The 18051-nt window shown below is 70.8% G+C and carries 14 protein-coding genes; 13 read left to right on the forward strand and 1 reads right to left on the reverse strand.

The annotated features are described in order from the left end of the window. Positions 1–3 precede the first annotated feature (3 nt). From murF to AB0E88_RS21880, 12 genes are all read left to right on the forward strand, one after another. Entirely contained in the window at positions 4–1419 is a 1416-nt protein-coding gene (murF, locus tag AB0E88_RS21825; protein ID WP_361632780.1) for a UDP-N-acetylmuramoyl-tripeptide--D-alanyl-D-alanine ligase, read from the forward strand. After that, positions 1419–2489 carry a phospho-N-acetylmuramoyl-pentapeptide-transferase gene (gene mraY / locus AB0E88_RS21830; RefSeq protein WP_361632849.1) on the forward strand — a complete coding sequence of 357 codons (1071 nt, stop codon included), beginning with the start codon at positions 1419–1421 and terminating at the stop codon, positions 2487–2489. The genes murF and mraY overlap by 1 nt, the downstream gene beginning before the upstream one ends. After that, positions 2471–3904 carry a UDP-N-acetylmuramoyl-L-alanine--D-glutamate ligase gene (gene murD / locus AB0E88_RS21835; protein WP_361632782.1) on the forward strand — a complete coding sequence of 478 codons (1434 nt, stop codon included), beginning with the start codon at positions 2471–2473 and terminating at the stop codon, positions 3902–3904. Before mraY ends, murD begins: the two co-directional genes overlap by 19 nt. A 69-nt stretch (positions 3905–3973) precedes the next feature. Next, positions 3974–5335, forward strand: a complete 1362-nt coding sequence (gene ftsW, locus AB0E88_RS21840) for a putative lipid II flippase FtsW (protein WP_361632784.1) — start codon at positions 3974–3976, stop codon at positions 5333–5335. Positions 5336–5341: 6 nt separating this feature from the next. Further along, a complete protein-coding gene (murG, locus tag AB0E88_RS21845; RefSeq protein ID WP_361632786.1) occupies positions 5342–6439 on the forward strand; it encodes an undecaprenyldiphospho-muramoylpentapeptide beta-N-acetylglucosaminyltransferase in 1098 nt (365 codons plus the stop codon). A 26-nt stretch (positions 6440–6465) separates the two neighbouring features. Further along, entirely contained in the window at positions 6466–7260 is a 795-nt protein-coding gene (locus AB0E88_RS21850; protein WP_361632788.1) for an FtsQ-type POTRA domain-containing protein, read from the forward strand. Between the two features lie 278 nt (positions 7261–7538). Beyond that, positions 7539–8738 (forward strand): cell division protein FtsZ, encoded by a 1200-nt coding sequence (gene ftsZ / locus AB0E88_RS21855; RefSeq protein WP_361632790.1) that lies wholly within the window; start codon positions 7539–7541, stop codon positions 8736–8738. Further along, positions 8735–9463, forward strand: coding sequence for a peptidoglycan editing factor PgeF (gene pgeF / locus AB0E88_RS21860; protein WP_361632792.1), 729 nt, complete (start codon positions 8735–8737; stop codon positions 9461–9463). Before ftsZ ends, pgeF begins: the two co-directional genes overlap by 4 nt. Before the next feature lie 6 nt (positions 9464–9469). Continuing rightward, positions 9470–10189, forward strand: coding sequence for a YggS family pyridoxal phosphate-dependent enzyme (locus AB0E88_RS21865; RefSeq protein ID WP_361632794.1), 720 nt, complete (start codon positions 9470–9472; stop codon positions 10187–10189). 128 nt (positions 10190–10317) lie between these two features. Continuing rightward, the gene (gene sepF / locus AB0E88_RS21870) at positions 10318–10959 is read left to right on the forward strand and encodes a cell division protein SepF (protein ID WP_103782991.1); all 642 of its coding nucleotides are present in this window, start codon (positions 10318–10320) and stop codon (positions 10957–10959) included. Between the two features lie 52 nt (positions 10960–11011). Beyond that, positions 11012–11302 (forward strand): YggT family protein, encoded by a 291-nt coding sequence (locus AB0E88_RS21875; RefSeq protein ID WP_361632797.1) that lies wholly within the window; start codon positions 11012–11014, stop codon positions 11300–11302. 52 nt (positions 11303–11354) lie between these two features. Beyond that, positions 11355–12479 carry a DivIVA domain-containing protein gene (locus AB0E88_RS21880; RefSeq protein ID WP_361632799.1) on the forward strand — a complete coding sequence of 375 codons (1125 nt, stop codon included), beginning with the start codon at positions 11355–11357 and terminating at the stop codon, positions 12477–12479. A 228-nt stretch (positions 12480–12707) separates the two neighbouring features. On the opposite strand, the gene ileS is transcribed toward AB0E88_RS21880, so the two are convergent. Beyond that, complete coding sequence (gene ileS, locus AB0E88_RS21885) at positions 12708–15851, reverse strand: isoleucine--tRNA ligase (RefSeq protein ID WP_361632801.1); 3144 nt, start codon at positions 15849–15851, stop codon at positions 12708–12710. 612 nt (positions 15852–16463) lie between these two features. Here ileS and AB0E88_RS21890 point away from each other — a divergent pair. Next, positions 16464–18017 (forward strand): TraR/DksA family transcriptional regulator, encoded by a 1554-nt coding sequence (locus AB0E88_RS21890; RefSeq protein ID WP_361632803.1) that lies wholly within the window; start codon positions 16464–16466, stop codon positions 18015–18017. Positions 18018–18051 lie beyond the last annotated feature (34 nt).

Raw genomic sequence — 18051 nt, forward strand, 5'->3', positions numbered from 1 at the left:
CCAGTGATCGCCCTCTCCCTCGCCGAGATCGCAAGCGTCGTCGGCGGGCAGACGTACGACATACCGGACCCGTCGGTGCAGGTGACCGGGCCGGTGGTCCGGGACTCCCGCGAGGTGGAGCCCGGCAGCCTCTTCGTCGCCTTCGTCGGCGAGCGCGTGGACGGCCACGACTTCGCCGACCAGGTCGTCCGCTCGGGCGCGGCCGCGGTGCTCGGCTCGCGCCCCGTCGGCGTGCCCGCGATCGTCGTGGACGACGTCCAGCGCGCTCTCGGCGCCCTCGCCCGCCATGTCGTACGACGCCTCGGCACGACCCTCGTCGCGCTGACCGGTTCGGCGGGCAAGACCAGCACCAAGGACCTCATCGCGCAGGTGCTGCAGCGCAAGGCGCCGACGGTGTTCACGCCCGGCTCCCTCAACAACGAGATCGGGCTGCCGCTGACCGCGCTGACCGCCACCGACGAAACCCGGTTCCTCGTACTGGAGATGGGCGCGCGCGGCATCGGGCACATCCGCTATCTCACCGAGCTGACCCCGCCGCGGATCGGCCTCGTCCTCAACGTCGGCTCAGCCCACATCGGCGAGTTCGGCGGCCGTGAGCAGATCGCCCAGGCCAAGGGCGAACTGGTGGAGTCCCTGCCGCCCGAGGCGGAGGGCGGCGTCGCCGTCCTCAACGCCGACGACCCCTATGTCCGCGCCATGGCCTCCCGAACCAAGGCGAAGGTGCTGTTCTTCGGTGAGTCCGACGAAGCGGACGTACGCGCCGAGAACGTGCGACTCACGGACAGCGGACAGCCTTCCTTCAGGCTTCTCACACCCTCCGGTGCAAGCGATGTGACCATGCGCCTGTACGGTGAGCACCACGTGTCGAACGCGCTCGCCGCGGCCGCCGTCGCCCATGAGCTGGGCATGTCCGCGGAAGAGATCGCCACCGCGCTCTCCGAGGCGGGCTCCCTCTCCCGGTGGCGCATGGAGGTCACCGAGCGCCCGGACGGCGTGACCATCGTCAACGACGCCTACAACGCCAACCCCGAGTCCATGAAGGCCGCTCTGCGCGCGCTGGTGGCCATGGGCAAGGGGCGGCGGACCTGGGCGGTGCTCGGCAAGATGGCCGAGCTCGGGGACGAGGCGCTCGCCGAGCACGACGCGGTCGGACGGCTCGCCGTCCGGCTCAACGTCAGCAAGCTCGTCGCGGTCGGGGGCAGGGAAGCCGCCTGGCTGCAACTGGGCGCATATAACGAGGGTTCGTGGGGTGAGGAGTCGGTGCACGTGTCCGACGCACAGGCGGCGGTCGACCTGTTGCGCAGCGAGTTGCGCCCGGGGGACGTCGTACTCGTGAAGGCGTCGCGTTCGGTCGGTCTGGAGGCGGTCGCGCAGGCGCTGCTCGAGACCGGTACCGAGGGTGAGGTTGCCGCCCGATGATGAAGCAGATCCTGTTCGCAGGAGTCATTGGCCTCTTCCTCACCCTGGTCGGCACCCCGCTGCTGATCAAACTGCTCGCCCGCAAGGGATACGGCCAGTACATCCGCGACGACGGTCCGCGCGAGCACGCCAGTAAGCGCGGCACGCCGACCATGGGCGGTATCGCGTTCATCCTGGCGACGGTCGCCGCCTACTTCCTCGCCAAGGTCATCACCGGTTACGCGCCGACGTACTCGGGTGTGCTGGTCCTCGGCCTGATGGTCGGCATGGGCCTGGTCGGCTTCCTCGACGACTACATCAAGATCGTCAAGCGGCGTTCGCTGGGTCTGCGGGCCAAGGCCAAGATGGCCGGCCAGCTCATCGTCGGCATCGCCTTCGCCGTGCTCTCGCTGCAGTTCGCCGACGCCCGCGGCAACACCCCGGCCTCCACCAAGCTGTCCTTCATCACCGACTTCGGCTGGACCATCGGTCCGGTGCTGTTCGTCGTGTGGGCGCTGTTCATGATCCTGGCGATGTCCAACGGCGTGAACCTCACCGACGGTCTGGACGGCCTGGCGACCGGTGCCTCCGTGCTGGTCTTCGGCGCCTACACGTTCATCGGCGTCTGGCAGTTCCAGGAGTCCTGCGCCAACGCGCTCACCCTCACCAACCCGGGCGCCTGCTACGAGGTGCGCGACCCGCTCGACCTCGCCGTGGTGTCCTCCGCGCTGATGGGCGCCTGCCTCGGCTTCCTGTGGTGGAACACCTCGCCCGCCAAGATCTTCATGGGGGACACCGGCTCGCTCGCCCTCGGCGGTGTGCTCACCGGTCTGGCCATCCTCTCCCGCACGGAGCTGCTGGTGGCCATCATGGGCGGCCTGTTCGTCCTCATCACCATGTCGGTCGTCATCCAGGTCGGCTCCTTCCGGCTCACCGGGAAGCGCGTCTTCCGGATGGCACCGCTCCAGCACCACTTCGAACTCAAGGGCTGGTCCGAAGTCCTTGTGGTGGTCCGCTTCTGGATCATCCAGGGCATCTGTGTGATCGTCGGACTGGGCCTCTTCTACGCGGGATGGGCAGCGGACAAGTGACCTCCTCGGTGTCCCCGGACTTCCAGGGCAAGCGCATCACCGTCGCCGGACTCGGCGTCTCCGGCGTCCCGGCGGCCAAGGTGCTGCACGCGCGCGGGGCGATCGTCACGGTCGTCAACGACGGCGACGACGCACGCGCGCGTGAGCAGGCCGCCGAACTGGAGGCGCTCGGCGTCACCGTGCGCCTCGGCGACGGCGACACCCTGCCCGAGGGCACCGAGCTGATCGTCACCGCGCCGGGCTGGAAGCCCACCAAGCCGCTCTTCGCCGCCGCCGAACAGGCCGGCGTGGACGTGTGGGGCGACGTCGAGCTGGCATGGCGGCTGCGCGGCCCCGACGCGGCCCCCTGGCTGTGCGTGACCGGCACCAACGGCAAGACCACCACCGTGCAGATGCTGGCCTCCATCCTGAAGGCCGCCGGGCTGCGCACCGCCGCCGTCGGCAACATCGGCGTCTCCCTGCTCGACGCCGTCCTCGGCGAGGAGACCTACGACGTCCTCGCCGTGGAGCTGTCCAGCTACCAGCTGCACTGGGCGCCCTCGCTGCGCGCCCACTCCGCCGCCGTGCTCAACCTCGCCCCGGACCACCTGGACTGGCACGGCTCCATGGAGGCGTACGCGCGCGACAAGGGCCGCATCTACGAGGGCAACCGCGTCGCCTGCGTCTACAACGTCGCCGACAAGGCCACCGAGGACCTGGTGCGCGAGGCGGACGTCGAGGAGGGCTGCCGCGCCATCGGCTTCACCCTCGGCACGCCCGGACCCTCCCAACTCGGCGTCGTGGAGGGCATCCTCGTCGACCGCGCCTTCGTCGAGATGCGGCACAAGAACGCCCAGGAGCTGGCCGAGGTCTCCGACGTCAACCCGCCGGCCCCGCACAACATCGCCAACGCCCTCGCCGCCGCGGCCCTCGCCCGCGCCTACGGCGTGGAGCCCCGCGCGGTCCGCGACGGCCTGCGGAACTTCCGCCCGGACGCGCACCGCATCGCGCACGTCGCGGACGTGGACGGCGTCGCCTACGTCGACGACTCCAAGGCGACCAACACGCACGCGGCGGAAGCCTCGTTGGCGGCATATGAGTCGATCGTATGGATCGCGGGCGGTCTGGCGAAGGGCGCGACCTTCGACGAACTGGTCGCGGGCGCGGCGAAGCGGCTGCGCGGTGTCGTCCTGATCGGCGCCGATCGGGCCCTCATCCGCGAGGCCCTCGCGCGACACGCCCCGGAAGTACCCGTCGTCGACCTCGACCGGACCGACACTGGGGCGATGCTCCAGGCTGTCCAGGAGGCCCAGCGGCTCGCCGAGCCCGGCGACACGGTGCTGCTCGCCCCGGCCTGCGCCTCCATGGACATGTTCGCCAACTACAACCAGCGCGGCGACGCGTTCGCTCAGGCCGTGTCCGAACTCGGCGCCTGACCCGGCCGCCTGGCGCCGGGCGACCTCGGAAGGGACGCGTGGGACGCGCGATGCGCAGCGGAGGCGCTGATGCCCAGTAGCCGTACCGGCCGGCCGCCCGTGCAGCGGGCCGCGCGCCGGCCCCCCGCCCCCCGCCCGCCCCGCGACAACGCCGTCACCCGGGCGTACGCGCGGGCCCGGCGGGCCTGGGACCGGCCCCTGACCGCCTACTACCTGATCGTCGGCGGCAGCGCGCTGATCACCGTGCTCGGCCTGGTGATGGTCTACTCGGCCTCTCAGATCACCGCGCTGCAGATGGGTCTGACCGGCTCGTACTTCTTCCGTAAGCAGCTGCTGGCCGCCGTCCTCGGCGGGGCGCTGCTGTTCGCCGCGTCCCGGATGCCGGTGAAACTGCACCGGGGACTCGCCTACCCGATCCTCGCGGGCGCGGTCTTCCTGATGGCCCTGGTGCAGGTGCCGGGGATAGGGATGGCGGTCAACGGCAACCAGAACTGGATCTCCCTCGGCGGCTCCTTCCAGATCCAGCCCAGTGAGTTCGGCAAGCTGGCGCTCGTGCTGTGGGGCGCCGACCTCATGGCGCGCAAGCAGGACAAGAACCTGCTCAACCAGTGGAAGCACATGCTGGTCCCGCTGGTGCCGATGGCGTTCCTGCTGCTCGGGCTGATCATGCTCGGCGGCGACATGGGAACGGCGATCATCCTCACCGCGATCCTGTTCGGCGTGCTGTGGCTCGCGGGGGCGCCGACCCGGATGTTCGTCGGTGTGCTGTCCGTGGCGGCCACGCTCGGTGTGATCCTGATCAAGACCAGCCCCAACCGGATGGCCCGCCTGGCCTGCATCGGCGCCACCGACCCGGGGCCGGGGGACAGCTGCTGGCAGGCCGTGCACGGGATCTACGCCCTCGCCTCGGGCGGACTGTTCGGTTCCGGACTGGGTGCCAGTGTGGAAAAATGGGGCCAACTCCCCGAAGCGCACACCGACTTCATCTTCGCCGTCACCGGTGAGGAACTGGGTCTGGCGGGGACGCTGTCGGTCCTCGCCCTGTTCGCGGCTCTAGGCTATGCGGGTATCCGCGTGGCCGGACGCACGGAGGACCCCTTCGTGAGGTACGCCGCGGGAGGCGTGACCACCTGGATCACCGCCCAGGCGGTGATCAACATCGGTGCGGTGCTCGGTCTGCTGCCGATCGCCGGTGTCCCGCTCCCGCTGTTCTCCTACGGGGGTTCCGCCCTGCTGCCGACCATGTTCGCCATCGGGCTGCTGATCGCCTTCGCGCGTGACGATCCCGCTGCGCGGGCGGCGCTTGCGCTGCGGCAACCCCGTTTTGGTAGAAAGCGGGGGGCCGGGGGCTCCGGGTCGGCCCGGAGTGCCCGGAGTTGGAACACGATGCGACGGCGTGCCTCGGCGGCGCGCTCGTCCGGAGAGCGGTGAATTTCGGTGCATGTCGTACTCGCCGGCGGGGGTACCGCGGGCCACATCGAGCCCGCGCTCGCCCTCGCGGACGCCCTGCGCAGGCAGGACCCGACCGTGGGGATCACAGCCCTGGGCACGGAGCGCGGCCTGGAGACCACGCTCGTGCCGCAGCGGGGCTACGAGCTCGCGCTGATCCCGGCGGTACCGCTGCCACGCAAGCCCACCCCCGAGCTGATCACCGTCCCGGGCCGGCTGCGCGGCACGATCAAGGCGGCCGAGCAGATCCTGGAGCGCACGAAGGCGGACGCCGTGGTCGGCTTCGGCGGGTACGTCGCCCTGCCCGGCTACCTCGCCGCCAAGCGCCTCGGCGTGCCGATCGTGATCCACGAGGCGAACGCCCGCCCGGGCCTGGCCAACAAGATCGGCTCGCGGTACGCCGCGCAGGTCGCCGTCGCCACGCCGGACAGCAAGCTGAGGAACGCGCGCTACATCGGCATCCCATTGCGGCACTCCATCGCCACCCTGGACCGGGCCGCCGTCCGCCCCGAGGCGCGCGCGGCGTTCGGGCTCGACCCCAACCTGCCGACGCTGCTGGTCTCCGGCGGCTCGCAGGGCGCCCGCCGCCTCAACGAGGTGGTCCAGCAGGTCGCGCCCTGGCTCCAGCAGGCCGGCATCCAGATCCTGCACGCGGTCGGTCCGAAGAACGAACTGCCGCAGGTCCACCAGATGCCGGGAATGCCCCCCTACATCCCGGTAAGTTACCTGGACAGGATGGACCTCGCGTACGCCGCGGCCGACATGATGCTCTGCCGCGCGGGCGCGATGACCGTCGCCGAACTCTCCGCCGTCGGACTCCCGGCCGCCTACGTCCCGCTGCCCATCGGCAACGGCGAGCAGCGGCTGAACGCCCAGCCGGTGGTGAAGGCCGGCGGTGGTCTGCTGGTCGACGACGCGGACCTCACCCCGGAGTGGGTGCAGCAGAACGTCCTGCCCGTCCTCGCCGACCCGCACCGGCTGTACCAGATGTCCCGGGCCGCCGCCGAGTTCGGCCGCCGGGACGCCGACGACCTCCTCGTCGGCATGGTGTACGAGGCGATCGCCGCCCATCGTGCACACCGTTAGGCACGTATGACGAAAGGGCAGGGAGCGTGGCCGGATCGACGACCGCCGAGCGCGGGGAACGCCAGCAGGAGTCGTCCGGCCCGCCCCTGGTCCGCAGGCTGGGGCGGCGCCGCCTTCGTGTGATCATCGCATCCGCGCTGGCCTTCGTCCTGGTCGCGGCGGGAGCCCTGTGGGCGCTCTACGGCTCCCAGTGGCTGCGGGTGGAGCGGGTCACCGTCTCCGGGACCCGGGAACTGACGCCGCAGGAGGTCCGCGAGGTGGCGCGGGTGCCGCTCGGGGAGCCCCTGGCGTCGGTCGACACCGACGAGATCGAGGCGCGACTGCGCCGGAAACTGCTGCGCATCGACACGGTGGACGTCGCGCGTTCCTGGCCGCACGGAATCACACTGAAAGTGACCGAGCGGACTCCGGTTCTTCTCGTGCAAAACGGGCGGAAGTTCATGGAAGTGGACGCGGAAGGCGTCCGATTTGCCATGATTTCCGAGCCGATTAAAGGCGTTCCACTGCTGCAATTGATGACCGCTCAGCCAGGTTCCGCCACCGCGAGCCTGCGCCGTTTCGGCGAGGCCCGGCTGGTGCGCGCGGCGGTGTCCGTGGCGGGCGCCCTGCCCTCCGCCGTGGCGCACGAGACGCGTGTGGTCAAGGTCCGTTCCTACGACGACATCTCGCTGGAGTTGGGCGGCAACCGCACGGTGGCCTGGGGGAGTGCCGAGAAGGGGCCCCTGAAGGCCCGTACCCTCACCGCTCTGATGAAAGCCGCCCCGCGCGCACGGCACTTCGACGTGAGTGTTCCCACCGCCCCCGCGTCAGCGGGGAGTTGACGCACATCAGCGCAGGCCAGCACCCTGGTTGGGCAGCGCTACGGCTGATCACATAGGGTGAAAAGAAAAACGGGAGGTTCGGCGTGTTCGTTGAACGTGCGCCACTTGTCGACTTAGTGTCCTGTTCAGAAGACTCCAAGGAACGGACACACTGGTAACCCTAAACTTCAGGGTTAGGGTTCGGGTCGGCGATTCGGACCGTCCCATTCGGCATCAGTCGCCGGAGCGCGCCACAACGCGAGACGGCGACACGTAACTCGAGGCGAGAGGCCTTCGACGTGGCAGCACCGCAGAACTACCTCGCAGTCATCAAAGTCATCGGTGTCGGCGGCGGTGGTGTCAATGCCATCAACCGGATGATCGAGGTCGGTCTCAAGGGCGTCGAGTTCATCGCCATCAACACCGACGCGCAAGCTCTGTTGATGAGCGACGCCGACGTCAAGCTCGACGTCGGCCGTGAACTCACCCGGGGACTCGGCGCCGGAGCCAATCCGGCCGTCGGCCGCAAGGCCGCCGAGGATCACCGCGAGGAGATCGAGGAGGTCCTCAAGGGGGCCGACATGGTCTTCGTGACGGCCGGTGAAGGCGGCGGCACCGGCACCGGCGGCGCACCCGTCGTGGCCAACATCGCGCGCTCGCTCGGCGCCCTCACCATCGGCGTGGTCACGCGCCCGTTCACCTTCGAGGGGCGGCGCCGCGCGAACCAGGCCGAGGACGGCATCGCCGAACTCCGCGAAGAGGTCGACACCCTCATCGTCATCCCCAACGACCGGCTGCTGTCCATCTCGGACCGCCAGGTCTCGGTCCTGGACGCCTTCAAGTCCGCCGACCAGGTCCTGCTCTCCGGTGTCCAGGGCATCACCGACCTCATCACCACCCCCGGCCTGATCAACCTCGACTTCGCCGACGTCAAGTCGGTCATGTCCGAGGCCGGTTCGGCGCTGATGGGCATCGGCTCGGCCCGCGGCGACGACCGCGCGGTGGCCGCGGCCGAGATGGCGATCTCCTCCCCGCTGCTGGAGGCGTCCATCGACGGCGCCCGCGGTGTGCTGCTGTCCATCTCCGGCGGCTCCGACCTCGGCCTGTTCGAGATCAACGAGGCCGCCCAGCTGGTCAGCGAGGCCGCCCACCCCGAGGCCAACATCATCTTCGGCGCCGTCATCGACGACGCCCTCGGCGACGAGGTCCGGGTTACCGTGATCGCGGCCGGCTTCGACGGCGGCCAGCCCCCGGCCAAGCGGGACAACGTCCTCGGCTCCTCCTCGGCCAAGCGCGAGGAGCCGACCCCGGTACGGCAGCCCGAGAGCCGGCCGGCCTTCGGCTCGCTCGGCAGCGTCAAGCCGAAGGAGGAGCCGGAGCCCGCTCCCGCTCCCGAGCCGGCGCCCGACATCCCGGTCGCCCCGCCCATCACCCCCGCGCCGCGCAGCTACTCGGACAGCGCGGCCGAGGAGCTGGACGTCCCGGACTTCCTGAAGTGATAGGACAGCGCGACACCGTGAGCGGCGCGCACTTCGCCTTCACCGACCGGTGGGGCGGGGTGAGCGCCGTTCCGTACGAGGAGCTCAACCTCGGCGGCGCGGTCGGCGACGACCCCGACGCCGTGCGCACCAACCGCGAGCTGGCCGCGAAGTCCCTGGGACTGGACGCCGCGCGCGTGGTGTGGATGAACCAGGTGCACGGCGACGACGTCGCCGTGGTCGACGAGCCGTGGGGCGAGCGGCCCGTGCCGCAGGTGGACGCGATCGTCACCACCCGGCGCGGCCTCGCCCTCGCCGTGCTCACCGCCGACTGCACCCCCGTCCTGCTCGCCGACCCGGTCGCCGGGGTCGTCGCCGCGGCCCACGCCGGCCGGCCCGGCATGGTCGCCGGGGTCGTGCCCGCCGCGCTACGCGCGATGATGGATCTGGGTGCCGAACCGTCCCGGATCGTCGCCCGCACCGGACCCGCGGTGTGCGGCCGGTGCTACGAGGTGCCCGAGGAGATGCGCGCCGAGGTGGCCGCCGTCGAACCGGCGGCGTACGCCGAGACGAGCTGGGGCACGCCGGCGCTCGATGTGAGCGCCGGCGTACACGCGCAGCTCGAGCGGCTCGGGGTGCGCGACCGGGAGTACTCGCCGGTGTGCACGCGCGAGTCGCGCGACCACTTCTCGTACCGCCGCGACCGCACCACCGGGCGGCTCGCGGGCTATGTGTGGCTGGACTGATGGGGCATGACGGACCGTAAGGACGAACTCGCCGGGAACCTGGCGAAGGTGGAGGAGCGCATCGCCGCCGCGTGCGCGGCGGCCGGGCGCCCGCGCGAAGCGGTGACCCTGATCGTGGTCACCAAGACGTACCCGGCGAGCGACGTGCGGATTCTCGCCGAGCTCGGCGTGCGCCAGGTCGCCGAGAACCGCGACCAGGACGCGGCACCCAAGGCCGCGGCCTGCGCGGATCTGCCCCTGAAGTGGCACTTTGTCGGTCAGTTGCAGACCAACAAGGTGCGTTCCGTGGTCGGTTACGCCGATCTCGTGCAGTCCGTCGATCGCGCCAGGCTGGTCACGGCCCTGTCGAAGGAGGCCGTGCGGGCCGGGCGGGAGGTCGGCTGCCTCCTCCAGGTCGCGCTCGACGCGGGCGCGAGCGGGAGGGGGGAGCGCGGGGGCGTGGCCCCTGCGGGAATCGAAGAGTTGGCCGGCCTCGTCGCCGCCTCGCCGGGGCTGCGGCTCGACGGCCTGATGACCGTCGCCCCGCTCACCGGGGAGTACGCCGGTCGTCAACGCCAGGCGTTCGAGCGGTTGATGGATTTGTCGACTGACCTGCGCCGAGCCCATCCGGCTGCAACCATGGTCTCGGCAGGGATGAGTGCGGACCTCGAGGAGGCCGTGGCGGCCGGGGCGACACATGTGCGCGTCGGTACGGCGGTACTCGGAGTCCGACCCAGGCTCGGGTAACGTCGCCAAGAAGTCGGACCACAGCAGAAAATATGGTCATTTCCGCTGAAAGGCGGGCAGAAGGACCACGTGGATCGCAGGCACTCGGCAGCGTCAGCCGATCCACCACAGAGCGGAGGACTCAGAGCATGGCCGGCGCGATGCGCAAGATGGCGGTCTACCTCGGCCTCGTGGAGGACGATGGGTACGACGGCCGGGGATTCGACCCCGATGACGACTTCGAGCCCGAGCTGGACCCGGAGCCCGAGCGCGACCACCGACGGCACGAGCCGTCCCACCAGTCGCACGGAGCACATCAGTCCCAAAGGGACGAAGAGGTGCGAATCGTCCAACCGCCCGCCCCGCGTGAGCCGGTGGCGCGCGCCGCTTCGCTCCCCGCGGAATCCAGCCGCCCGGCGCGCATCGCGCCCGTGTCATCCATCACACAAGAACGTCAGTCCCTGGAGAAGAACGCACCGGTGATCATGCCCAAGGTCGTGTCGGAACGAGAGCCGTACCGGATCACCACACTTCACCCGCGGACCTACAACGAGGCCCGTACCATCGGGGAACACTTCCGTGAGGGCACCCCGGTGATCATGAATCTGACTGAGATGGATGACACAGACGCGAAGCGACTTGTCGACTTTGCGGCCGGTTTGGTGTTTGGTCTTCACGGCAGCATCGAGCGGGTGACGCAGAAGGTGTTCCTGTTGTCGCCTGCTAACGTCGATGTCACGGCGGAGGACAAGGCCCGCATCGCAGAAGGCGGGTTCTTCAACCAGAGCTGAGACGCTTGACCGGAAAACGCAGTACGAAACAGGGGAGAGGGAAGCACCAGCCATGAGCGTGTTCGCGCAGGTGATCTACATCGCGCTGATGGTGTTCCTCATCGTGCTGATCTTCCGGTTGGTCATGGACTACGTGTTCCAGTTCGCCCGCTCGTGGCAACCCGGCAAGGCGATGGTGGTCGTCCTGGAGGCCACCTACACTGTCACCGATCCACCGCTGAAGCTTCTGCGGCGGTTCATTCCGCCGTTGCGTCTCGGGGGCGTGGCGCTCGACCTGTCCTTCTTCGTACTGATGATCATCGTCTACATCCTGATCTCCATCGTGGGCAACTTCGCGAGGTGAATGTGGACGATACGGTCTTGCCGACTGCCGATGACTACGTTGAGGTGAAGAGATGCCGTTGACCCCCGAGGACGTGCGGAACAAGCAGTTCACGACCGTCCGCCTCCGAGAAGGCTATGACGAGGACGAGGTCGATGCCTTCCTCGACGAGGTCGAAGCCGAACTGACCCGCCTGCTCCGTGAGAACGAGGATCTGCGCGCCAAGCTGGCCGCCGCCACGCGCGCGGCCGCGCAGAACCAGCAGAACATGCGCAAGCCTCAGGAGCAGCAGGACCAGCAGCAGCCGCCGCAGGGCATGCGAGGCCCCGGCCAGCCGGTGCCCGCCGGGATATCGGGCCCGCCGCAGCAGCAGATGGGCGGCCCCATGGGTGGCCCGCCCCAGCTGCCGAGCGGTGCCCCGCAGCTGCCGGCCGGTCCCGGCGGTCAGGGTCCGCAGGGTCCCGGCCAGATGGGTCCCGGTCCGATGGGCCAGGGTCCGATGCAGGGCCAGATGCAGGGCCAGATGCAGGGCCAGATGGGCCCCGGCGGCCCGATGGGCGGCCCCATGGGCGGCCCCGGTCCGATGGGTCAGGGCCCCGGTGGCGACAGTGCCGCCCGTGTCCTGTCGCTGGCCCAGCAGACCGCCGACCAGGCGATCGCCGAGGCCCGTCAGGAGGCCAACAAGATCGTCGGCGAGGCGCGTTCGCGTGCCGAGGGTCTCGAGCGTGACGCCCGTGCCAAGGCCGACGCCCTGGAGCGGGACGCGCAGGAGAAGCACCGCGTCGCCATGGGCTCCCTGGAGTCCGCGCGCGCCACGCTGGAGCGCAAGGTCGAGGACCTGCGCGGCTTCGAGCGCGAGTACCGCACGCGGCTGAAGTCCTACCTGGAGTCGCAGCTGCGTCAGCTGGAGACCCAGGCCGACGACTCGCTGGCCCCGCCGCGCACCCCGGCGACCGCGTCGCTGCCGCCGTCCCCGGCGCCCTCCATGGCTCCGGCCGGCGCGAGCGCCCCGTCGTACGGCGGCAACCAGACGATGGGCGGCAACTCCGGTCCGTCCGCCCCGTCGTACGGTGGTCAGCAGCAGATGTCGCCGGCCATGACCCAGCCGATGGCGCCGGTCCGCCCGCAGGGCCCGTCCCCGATGGGCCAGGCCCCGTCGCCGATGCGCGGTTTCCTGATCGACGAGGACGACAACTGACAGGCCGCTGAGACGAGTACGACAACGGCGTCGGCAACGTCATAGGGCGGGCCCCTCGGACTTCGGTCCCGGGGGCCCGCCCTTTTTACGCGGGTTGCGTCGGAGGTGGCCGGCGCAGGTGACGCCTTCCAGGGGCGCGGGGAACCGCGCGCGGCGCTCGATCCGGCGGACGGACGAAGAAGGGCCCGGCCTCCGCACTGGAGACCGGGCCCTTCTCGGACAGCCGTGCTACGCCTTCCGCAGCCGGAACGTGAGAGACAGCCCCTCGTCGGTGAACGGCTCACCGAAGCCGGCGTCCGCCTCGCCCTGGGCGAAGTCGGTCGCCAGGACTTCCTCCGCGATGAGACCGGAGTGGGCGCTCAGCGCCGAGATCGTCGCCGGGTCCGTGGCCGTCCACCGCAGCGCGATCCGGTCCGCGACGTCCAGGCCGCTGTTCTTGCGCGCCTCCTGGATCAGGCGGATCGCGTCACGGGCCAGGCCCGCCTGCCGCAGCTCCTCCGTGATCTCCAGGTCCAGCGCCACCGTGGCACCGGAGTCGGAGGCCACGGACCAGCCCTCACGCGGCGTCTCCGTGATGATCACCTCGTCCGGAGCGAGGTCGACCGTCTCGCCGTCGACCTCCACCGACGCCCGGCCCTCGCGCAGCGCCAGCGACAGCGCTGCCGCGTCGGCGCCGGCGATCGCCTTCGCCACGTCCTGCACCCGCTTGCCGAACCGCTTGCCGAGCGCCCGGAAGTTCGCCTTCGCCGTCGTGTCGACCAGCGACCCGCCGACCTCGGCGAGCGAGGCCAGCGCGGAGACGTTCAGCTCCTCCGTGATCTGCGTGTGCAGCTCCGGGTCGAGCGCGTCGAAGCCCGCCGCCGCGATCAGCGCGCGGGACAGCGGCTGACGCGTCTTCACGCCGGACTCCGCGCGCGTGGCGCGGCCCAGCTCCACCAGCCGGCGGACCAGGAGCATCTGCTGCGACAGCCGCGGGTCGATCGCCGACAGGTCGGCCTCCGGCCAGCCGGACAGGTGGACGGACTCCGGCGCACCCGGGGTGACCGGGACGACCATGTCCTGCCACACCCGCTCGGTGATGAACGGGGTGATCGGCGCCATCAGCTTGGTGACGGTCTCCAGCACCTCGTGCAGCGTGCGCAGCGCGGCCTTGTCGCCCTGCCAGAACCGGCGGCGCGAGCGGCGCACGTACCAGTTCGACAGGTCGTCGACGAACGCCGAGAGCAGCTTGCCGGCGCGCTGGGTGTCGTACGCCTCGAGGGCCTGGGTGACCTGGTCGGTGAGCGCGTGCAGCTCGCTCAGCAGCCAGCGGTCCAGCAGCGGGCGCTCGGCCGGGGCCGGGTCCGCCTCGCTCGGCGCCCAGCCGGACGTGCGCGCGTACAGGGCCTGGAAGGCGACCGTGTTCCAGTACGTGAGGAGCGTCTTGCGGACGACCTCCTGGATGGTGCCGTGGCCCACGCGGCGCGCCGCCCACGGGGAGCCGCCGGCCGCCATGAACCAGCGCACCGCGTCCGCGCCGTGCTGGTCCATGAGCGGGATCGGCTGCAGGATGTTGCCCAGGTGCTTGGACATCTTGCGGCCGTCCTCGGCGAGGATGTGGCCGAGGCACACGACGTTCTCGTACGACGACTTGTCGAAGACGAGCGTGCCGACCGCCATCAGCGTGTAGAACCAGCCGCGCGTCTGGTCGATCGCCTCGGAGATGAACTGCGCCGGGTAGCGGCTCTCGAACAGGTCCTTGTTCTTGTACGGGTAGCCCCACTGCGCGAACGGCATCGAGCCCGAGTCGTACCAGGCGTCGATGACCTCCGGCACGCGCGTGGCCGTCCGTCCGCAGCCCTCGTGCGGGCAGGCGAACGTCACGTCGTCGATGTAGGGGCGGTGCGGGTCCAGCCCGGACTGGTCGGCGCCGGACAGCTCGGACAGCTCCGCGCGGGAGCCGACGCAGGTGAGGTGGTCGTCCTCGCAGCGCCAGATCGGCAGCGGCGTGCCCCAGTAGCGGTTGCGGGAGAGCGCCCAGTCGATGTTGTTGTTCAGCCAGTCGCCGAAGCGGCCGTGCTTGACCGTCTCCGGGAACCAGTTGGTCTTCTCGTTCTCCGCGATCAGGCGGTCCTTGATCGCCGTCGTGCGGATGTACCAGGACGGCTGCGCGTAGTACAGCAGCGCGGTGTGGCAGCGCCAGCAGTGCGGGTAGCTGTGCTCGTACGGCAGGTGCCTGAAGAGCAGGCCGCGCGCGCCGAGGTCCTCGGTGAGCCGCTCGTCGGCCTTCTTGAAGAAGACGCCGCCGACCAGCGGGACGTCCTCCTCGAAGGTGCCGTCCGGACGGACCGGGTTGACCACCGGCAGGCCGTAGGAGCGGCAGACCTTGAGGTCGTCCTCACCGAAGGCGGGGGACTGGTGGACCAGACCCGTGCCGTCCTCGGTCGTCACGTAGTCGGCGTTGACGACGTAGTGGGCGGGCTCCGGGAACTCGATCAGCTCGAAGGGGCGCCGGTAGGTCCAGCGCTCCATCTCGGCGCCGGTGAAGGTCTGCCCGGTGGGCTCCCAGCCCTCGCCGAGCGCCTTGGCGAGGAGCGGCTCGGCGACGACGAGCTTCTCCTCGCCGTCGGTCGCGACGACGTAGGTGACCTCGGGGTGCGCGGCGACGGCCGTGTTGGACACCAGGGTCCACGGGGTCGTCGTCCACACCAGCAGCGCGGCCTCGCCGGCCAGCGGGCCGGAGGTCAGCGGGAAGCGGACGTACACGGACGGGTCGACGACCGTCTCGTAGCCCTGGGCCAGCTCGTGGTCGGACAGGCCGGTGCCGCAGCGGGGGCACCAGGGGGCGACGCGGTGGTCCTGGACGAGCAGGCCCTTGTTGAAGATCTCCTTCAGCGACCACCACACGGACTCCACGTACTCGGGGTCCATGGTCCGGTAGGCGTCGTCGAGGTCGACCCAGTAGCCCATGCGGGTCGTCAGCTCGGCGAAGGCGTCGGTGTGCCGGGTCACCGACTCGCGGCACTTGGCGTTGAACTCGGCGATGCCGTACGCCTCGATGTCCTGCTTGCCGGAGAAGCCCAGCTCCTTCTCCACCGCCAGCTCGACGGGCAGGCCGTGGCAGTCCCAGCCGGCCTTGCGGCCCACGTGGTAGCCGCGCATGGTGCGGAAGCGGGGGAAGACGTCCTTGAAGACGCGCGCCTCGATGTGGTGCGCGCCGGGCATGCCGTTGGCGGTGGGCGGACCCTCGTAGAACACCCATTCGGGGCGGCCCTCGGACTGCTCCAGGCTCTTGGCGAAGATCTTCTGCTCGCGCCAGAAGTCGAGCACGGCGTGCTCGAGTGCGGGCAGGTCGACCTGAGCGGGCACCTGGCGGTACGTCGGCGCTGTCATCTGCGAGCTTCCTCCAACGGACTTTCTGCCTTCCGTCGGAGGGACGAGAGCCTTTGTCGTGCCTTACGCCGCTGTCGGCGCGCTCCCGCGGTACCACCCTCCTTGGCCCTCCGGTGCGTCGTGTGCACCGGTGAGCCCCCTCATTGGGGTCGCGATACCGGGTCTACTGGCCCCTGCGGGCGTTCTTCCGGCGGCTCCGGGGTGATCTTCACGTCGCGCTCGCCCCCGGGCTCACACCGTCCCCGGGTCGCTCTGGGCTGCGTACGCCGCTACTCGTCCCCATCCACGCTTTTCGCTCAGCCCAGTGTACGGCGCCGCGCGGACAGCGGCCGACCGGTTTTCCCGCGGCCGCCCGGTTCTCCCGTGCCGGGAGGAGAGCCGCCGGGGCGCGTCGGTGACCCGAATGGCCAGGTGCCGGGTGGCCGAATACCGGTACCTGCCGCTGCGCGGCATACCCGGCGGAGAGCTGGGCACAACGCATGCAGACCTGCCGCGCGGGGGGCGCGGGGTGGGCGAATCGGGCGGCGTGCCCCGTTGCCGCGGGACTCAAGTCGATTTATCGTCCCAGCACGATTCGCGAGCAAGATCACAATATGTGAAGGGGCCGCGGCCATGGTGGCGAAAAAGACCGCCGTACAGCAGTCGGCGTCCCGCGGGCCCACGCAGGCCCCCGGCGGTGCGGCCAAGGACGTGAGCGGGAGGAAGACGGTCGCGGGGGCCGCCGGCTCGGGCAGAGCGGGCACCGGGAAAGCGGCGACGGACAGAGCGGGTGCGCGGAAGGCGGCCACGAAGAAGATCACGGCGGCCGAGAACGGCGCGGTGACGGTGACGGAGGAGGCGCCGTCCGCGAAGGGCGCCGCGAAGGAGACCGCCGCCACGAAGGGCGCCGGGGGAAGGACGCCCGCGAAAAAGGCGTCCCCGGCGAAGACGCCTGCACCCGGGAGGTCTGCCGCGCGCTCCGCCGGGGCAGAGAAGACGACGGCAACGGGGACGACGGCGACCAAGAAGGCGACGACGACGAAGACGACGGCGAAGACGACGACGGCGAAGACGACGGCGAAGAAGACAGCGGCCGGGAAGACGGCCGGCGGCAAGAGCGCGGCGAAGAAGACGGGCGACCACCAGAGCGCGGCGAGGAAGACCACGGCGGCGAAGGCGCCCGCCAGGACGACCGCGAAGGCCACGGCGGCTGAGGCGACGGAGGGCACGGCACCGGCGGGCAAGGCCCGGGCGAGCACGGCCCGGGCAGGCAAGGCCCAGGCGGGCAAGGCGACGGCGAAGAAGATCGCATCGGTGACCGAGGACGCCGCGAAGAGCGCCGCCGAGGCCACCCCGCCCAAGAAGGCCGCGGCGAAGAAGACCGCGGCCCACAAGGCCGGCGCCGGGACGGCCGCGGCCGGCAAGACCTCGGCCCGCAAGACCGCGCCCCGGTCGGCGCCGGCCGCGGATGCCGCCCGTGAGGCGGCCCGGGCCCCTGCCGGGACGCACGCCGACACCGACGCGAGCACGCCCCGCGACGAGGGCGGCACGCCCCGCGACGCGGCCGGAACCACCGGCGACGCGGCCGGAACCACCGGCACGACCGGTACGACCCGTGCGAAGGGCACGGGCAGGAGCACGACCCGTAAGAAGAGCACGGCCAAGAAGGCGGGCGCGGCTGCGGCCGCGGAGCAGACGGGAGCCACGACGGTGGTTGCGAAGAAGACTCCTGGCACGGCCACGGCGGCCACGACCGCCGTTCCCAAGGCACGCGTCGCCGCGGCGGAGCCGGGCGACCTGGCGGTGCGCCCCGGCGAGGACCCCTGGACCCCTCAGGAGGTCGAGGAGGCCCGCTCGGAGCTGCAGGCCGAGGGGGACCGGCTGCGCGCGGAGCTGGACTCCTCGGAGAAGTCCCTGGCCGGGCTCATGCGGGACTCGGGGGACGGCGCCGGGGACGACCAGGCGGACACCGGCACGAAGAACATCACCCGTGAGCACGAGCTGGCGCTCGCGGCCAACGCGCGCGAGATGCTCACGCAGATCGAGCACGCCATGGAACGGCTCGACGCGGGCACCTACGGCCTGTGCGAGAACTGCGGCAACCCGATCGGCAAGGCCCGCATGCAGGCGTTCCCGCGCGCCACCCTGTGCGTGGAGTGCAAGCAGAAGCAGGAGCGCAGGTACTGATGGGTACCGGGGCGCCGGTGGGCGTGCCGTACCC

It is taken from the genome of Streptomyces sp. NPDC028635 (assembly GCF_040637635.1).
GTDB lineage: Bacteria > Actinomycetota > Actinomycetes > Streptomycetales > Streptomycetaceae > Streptomyces.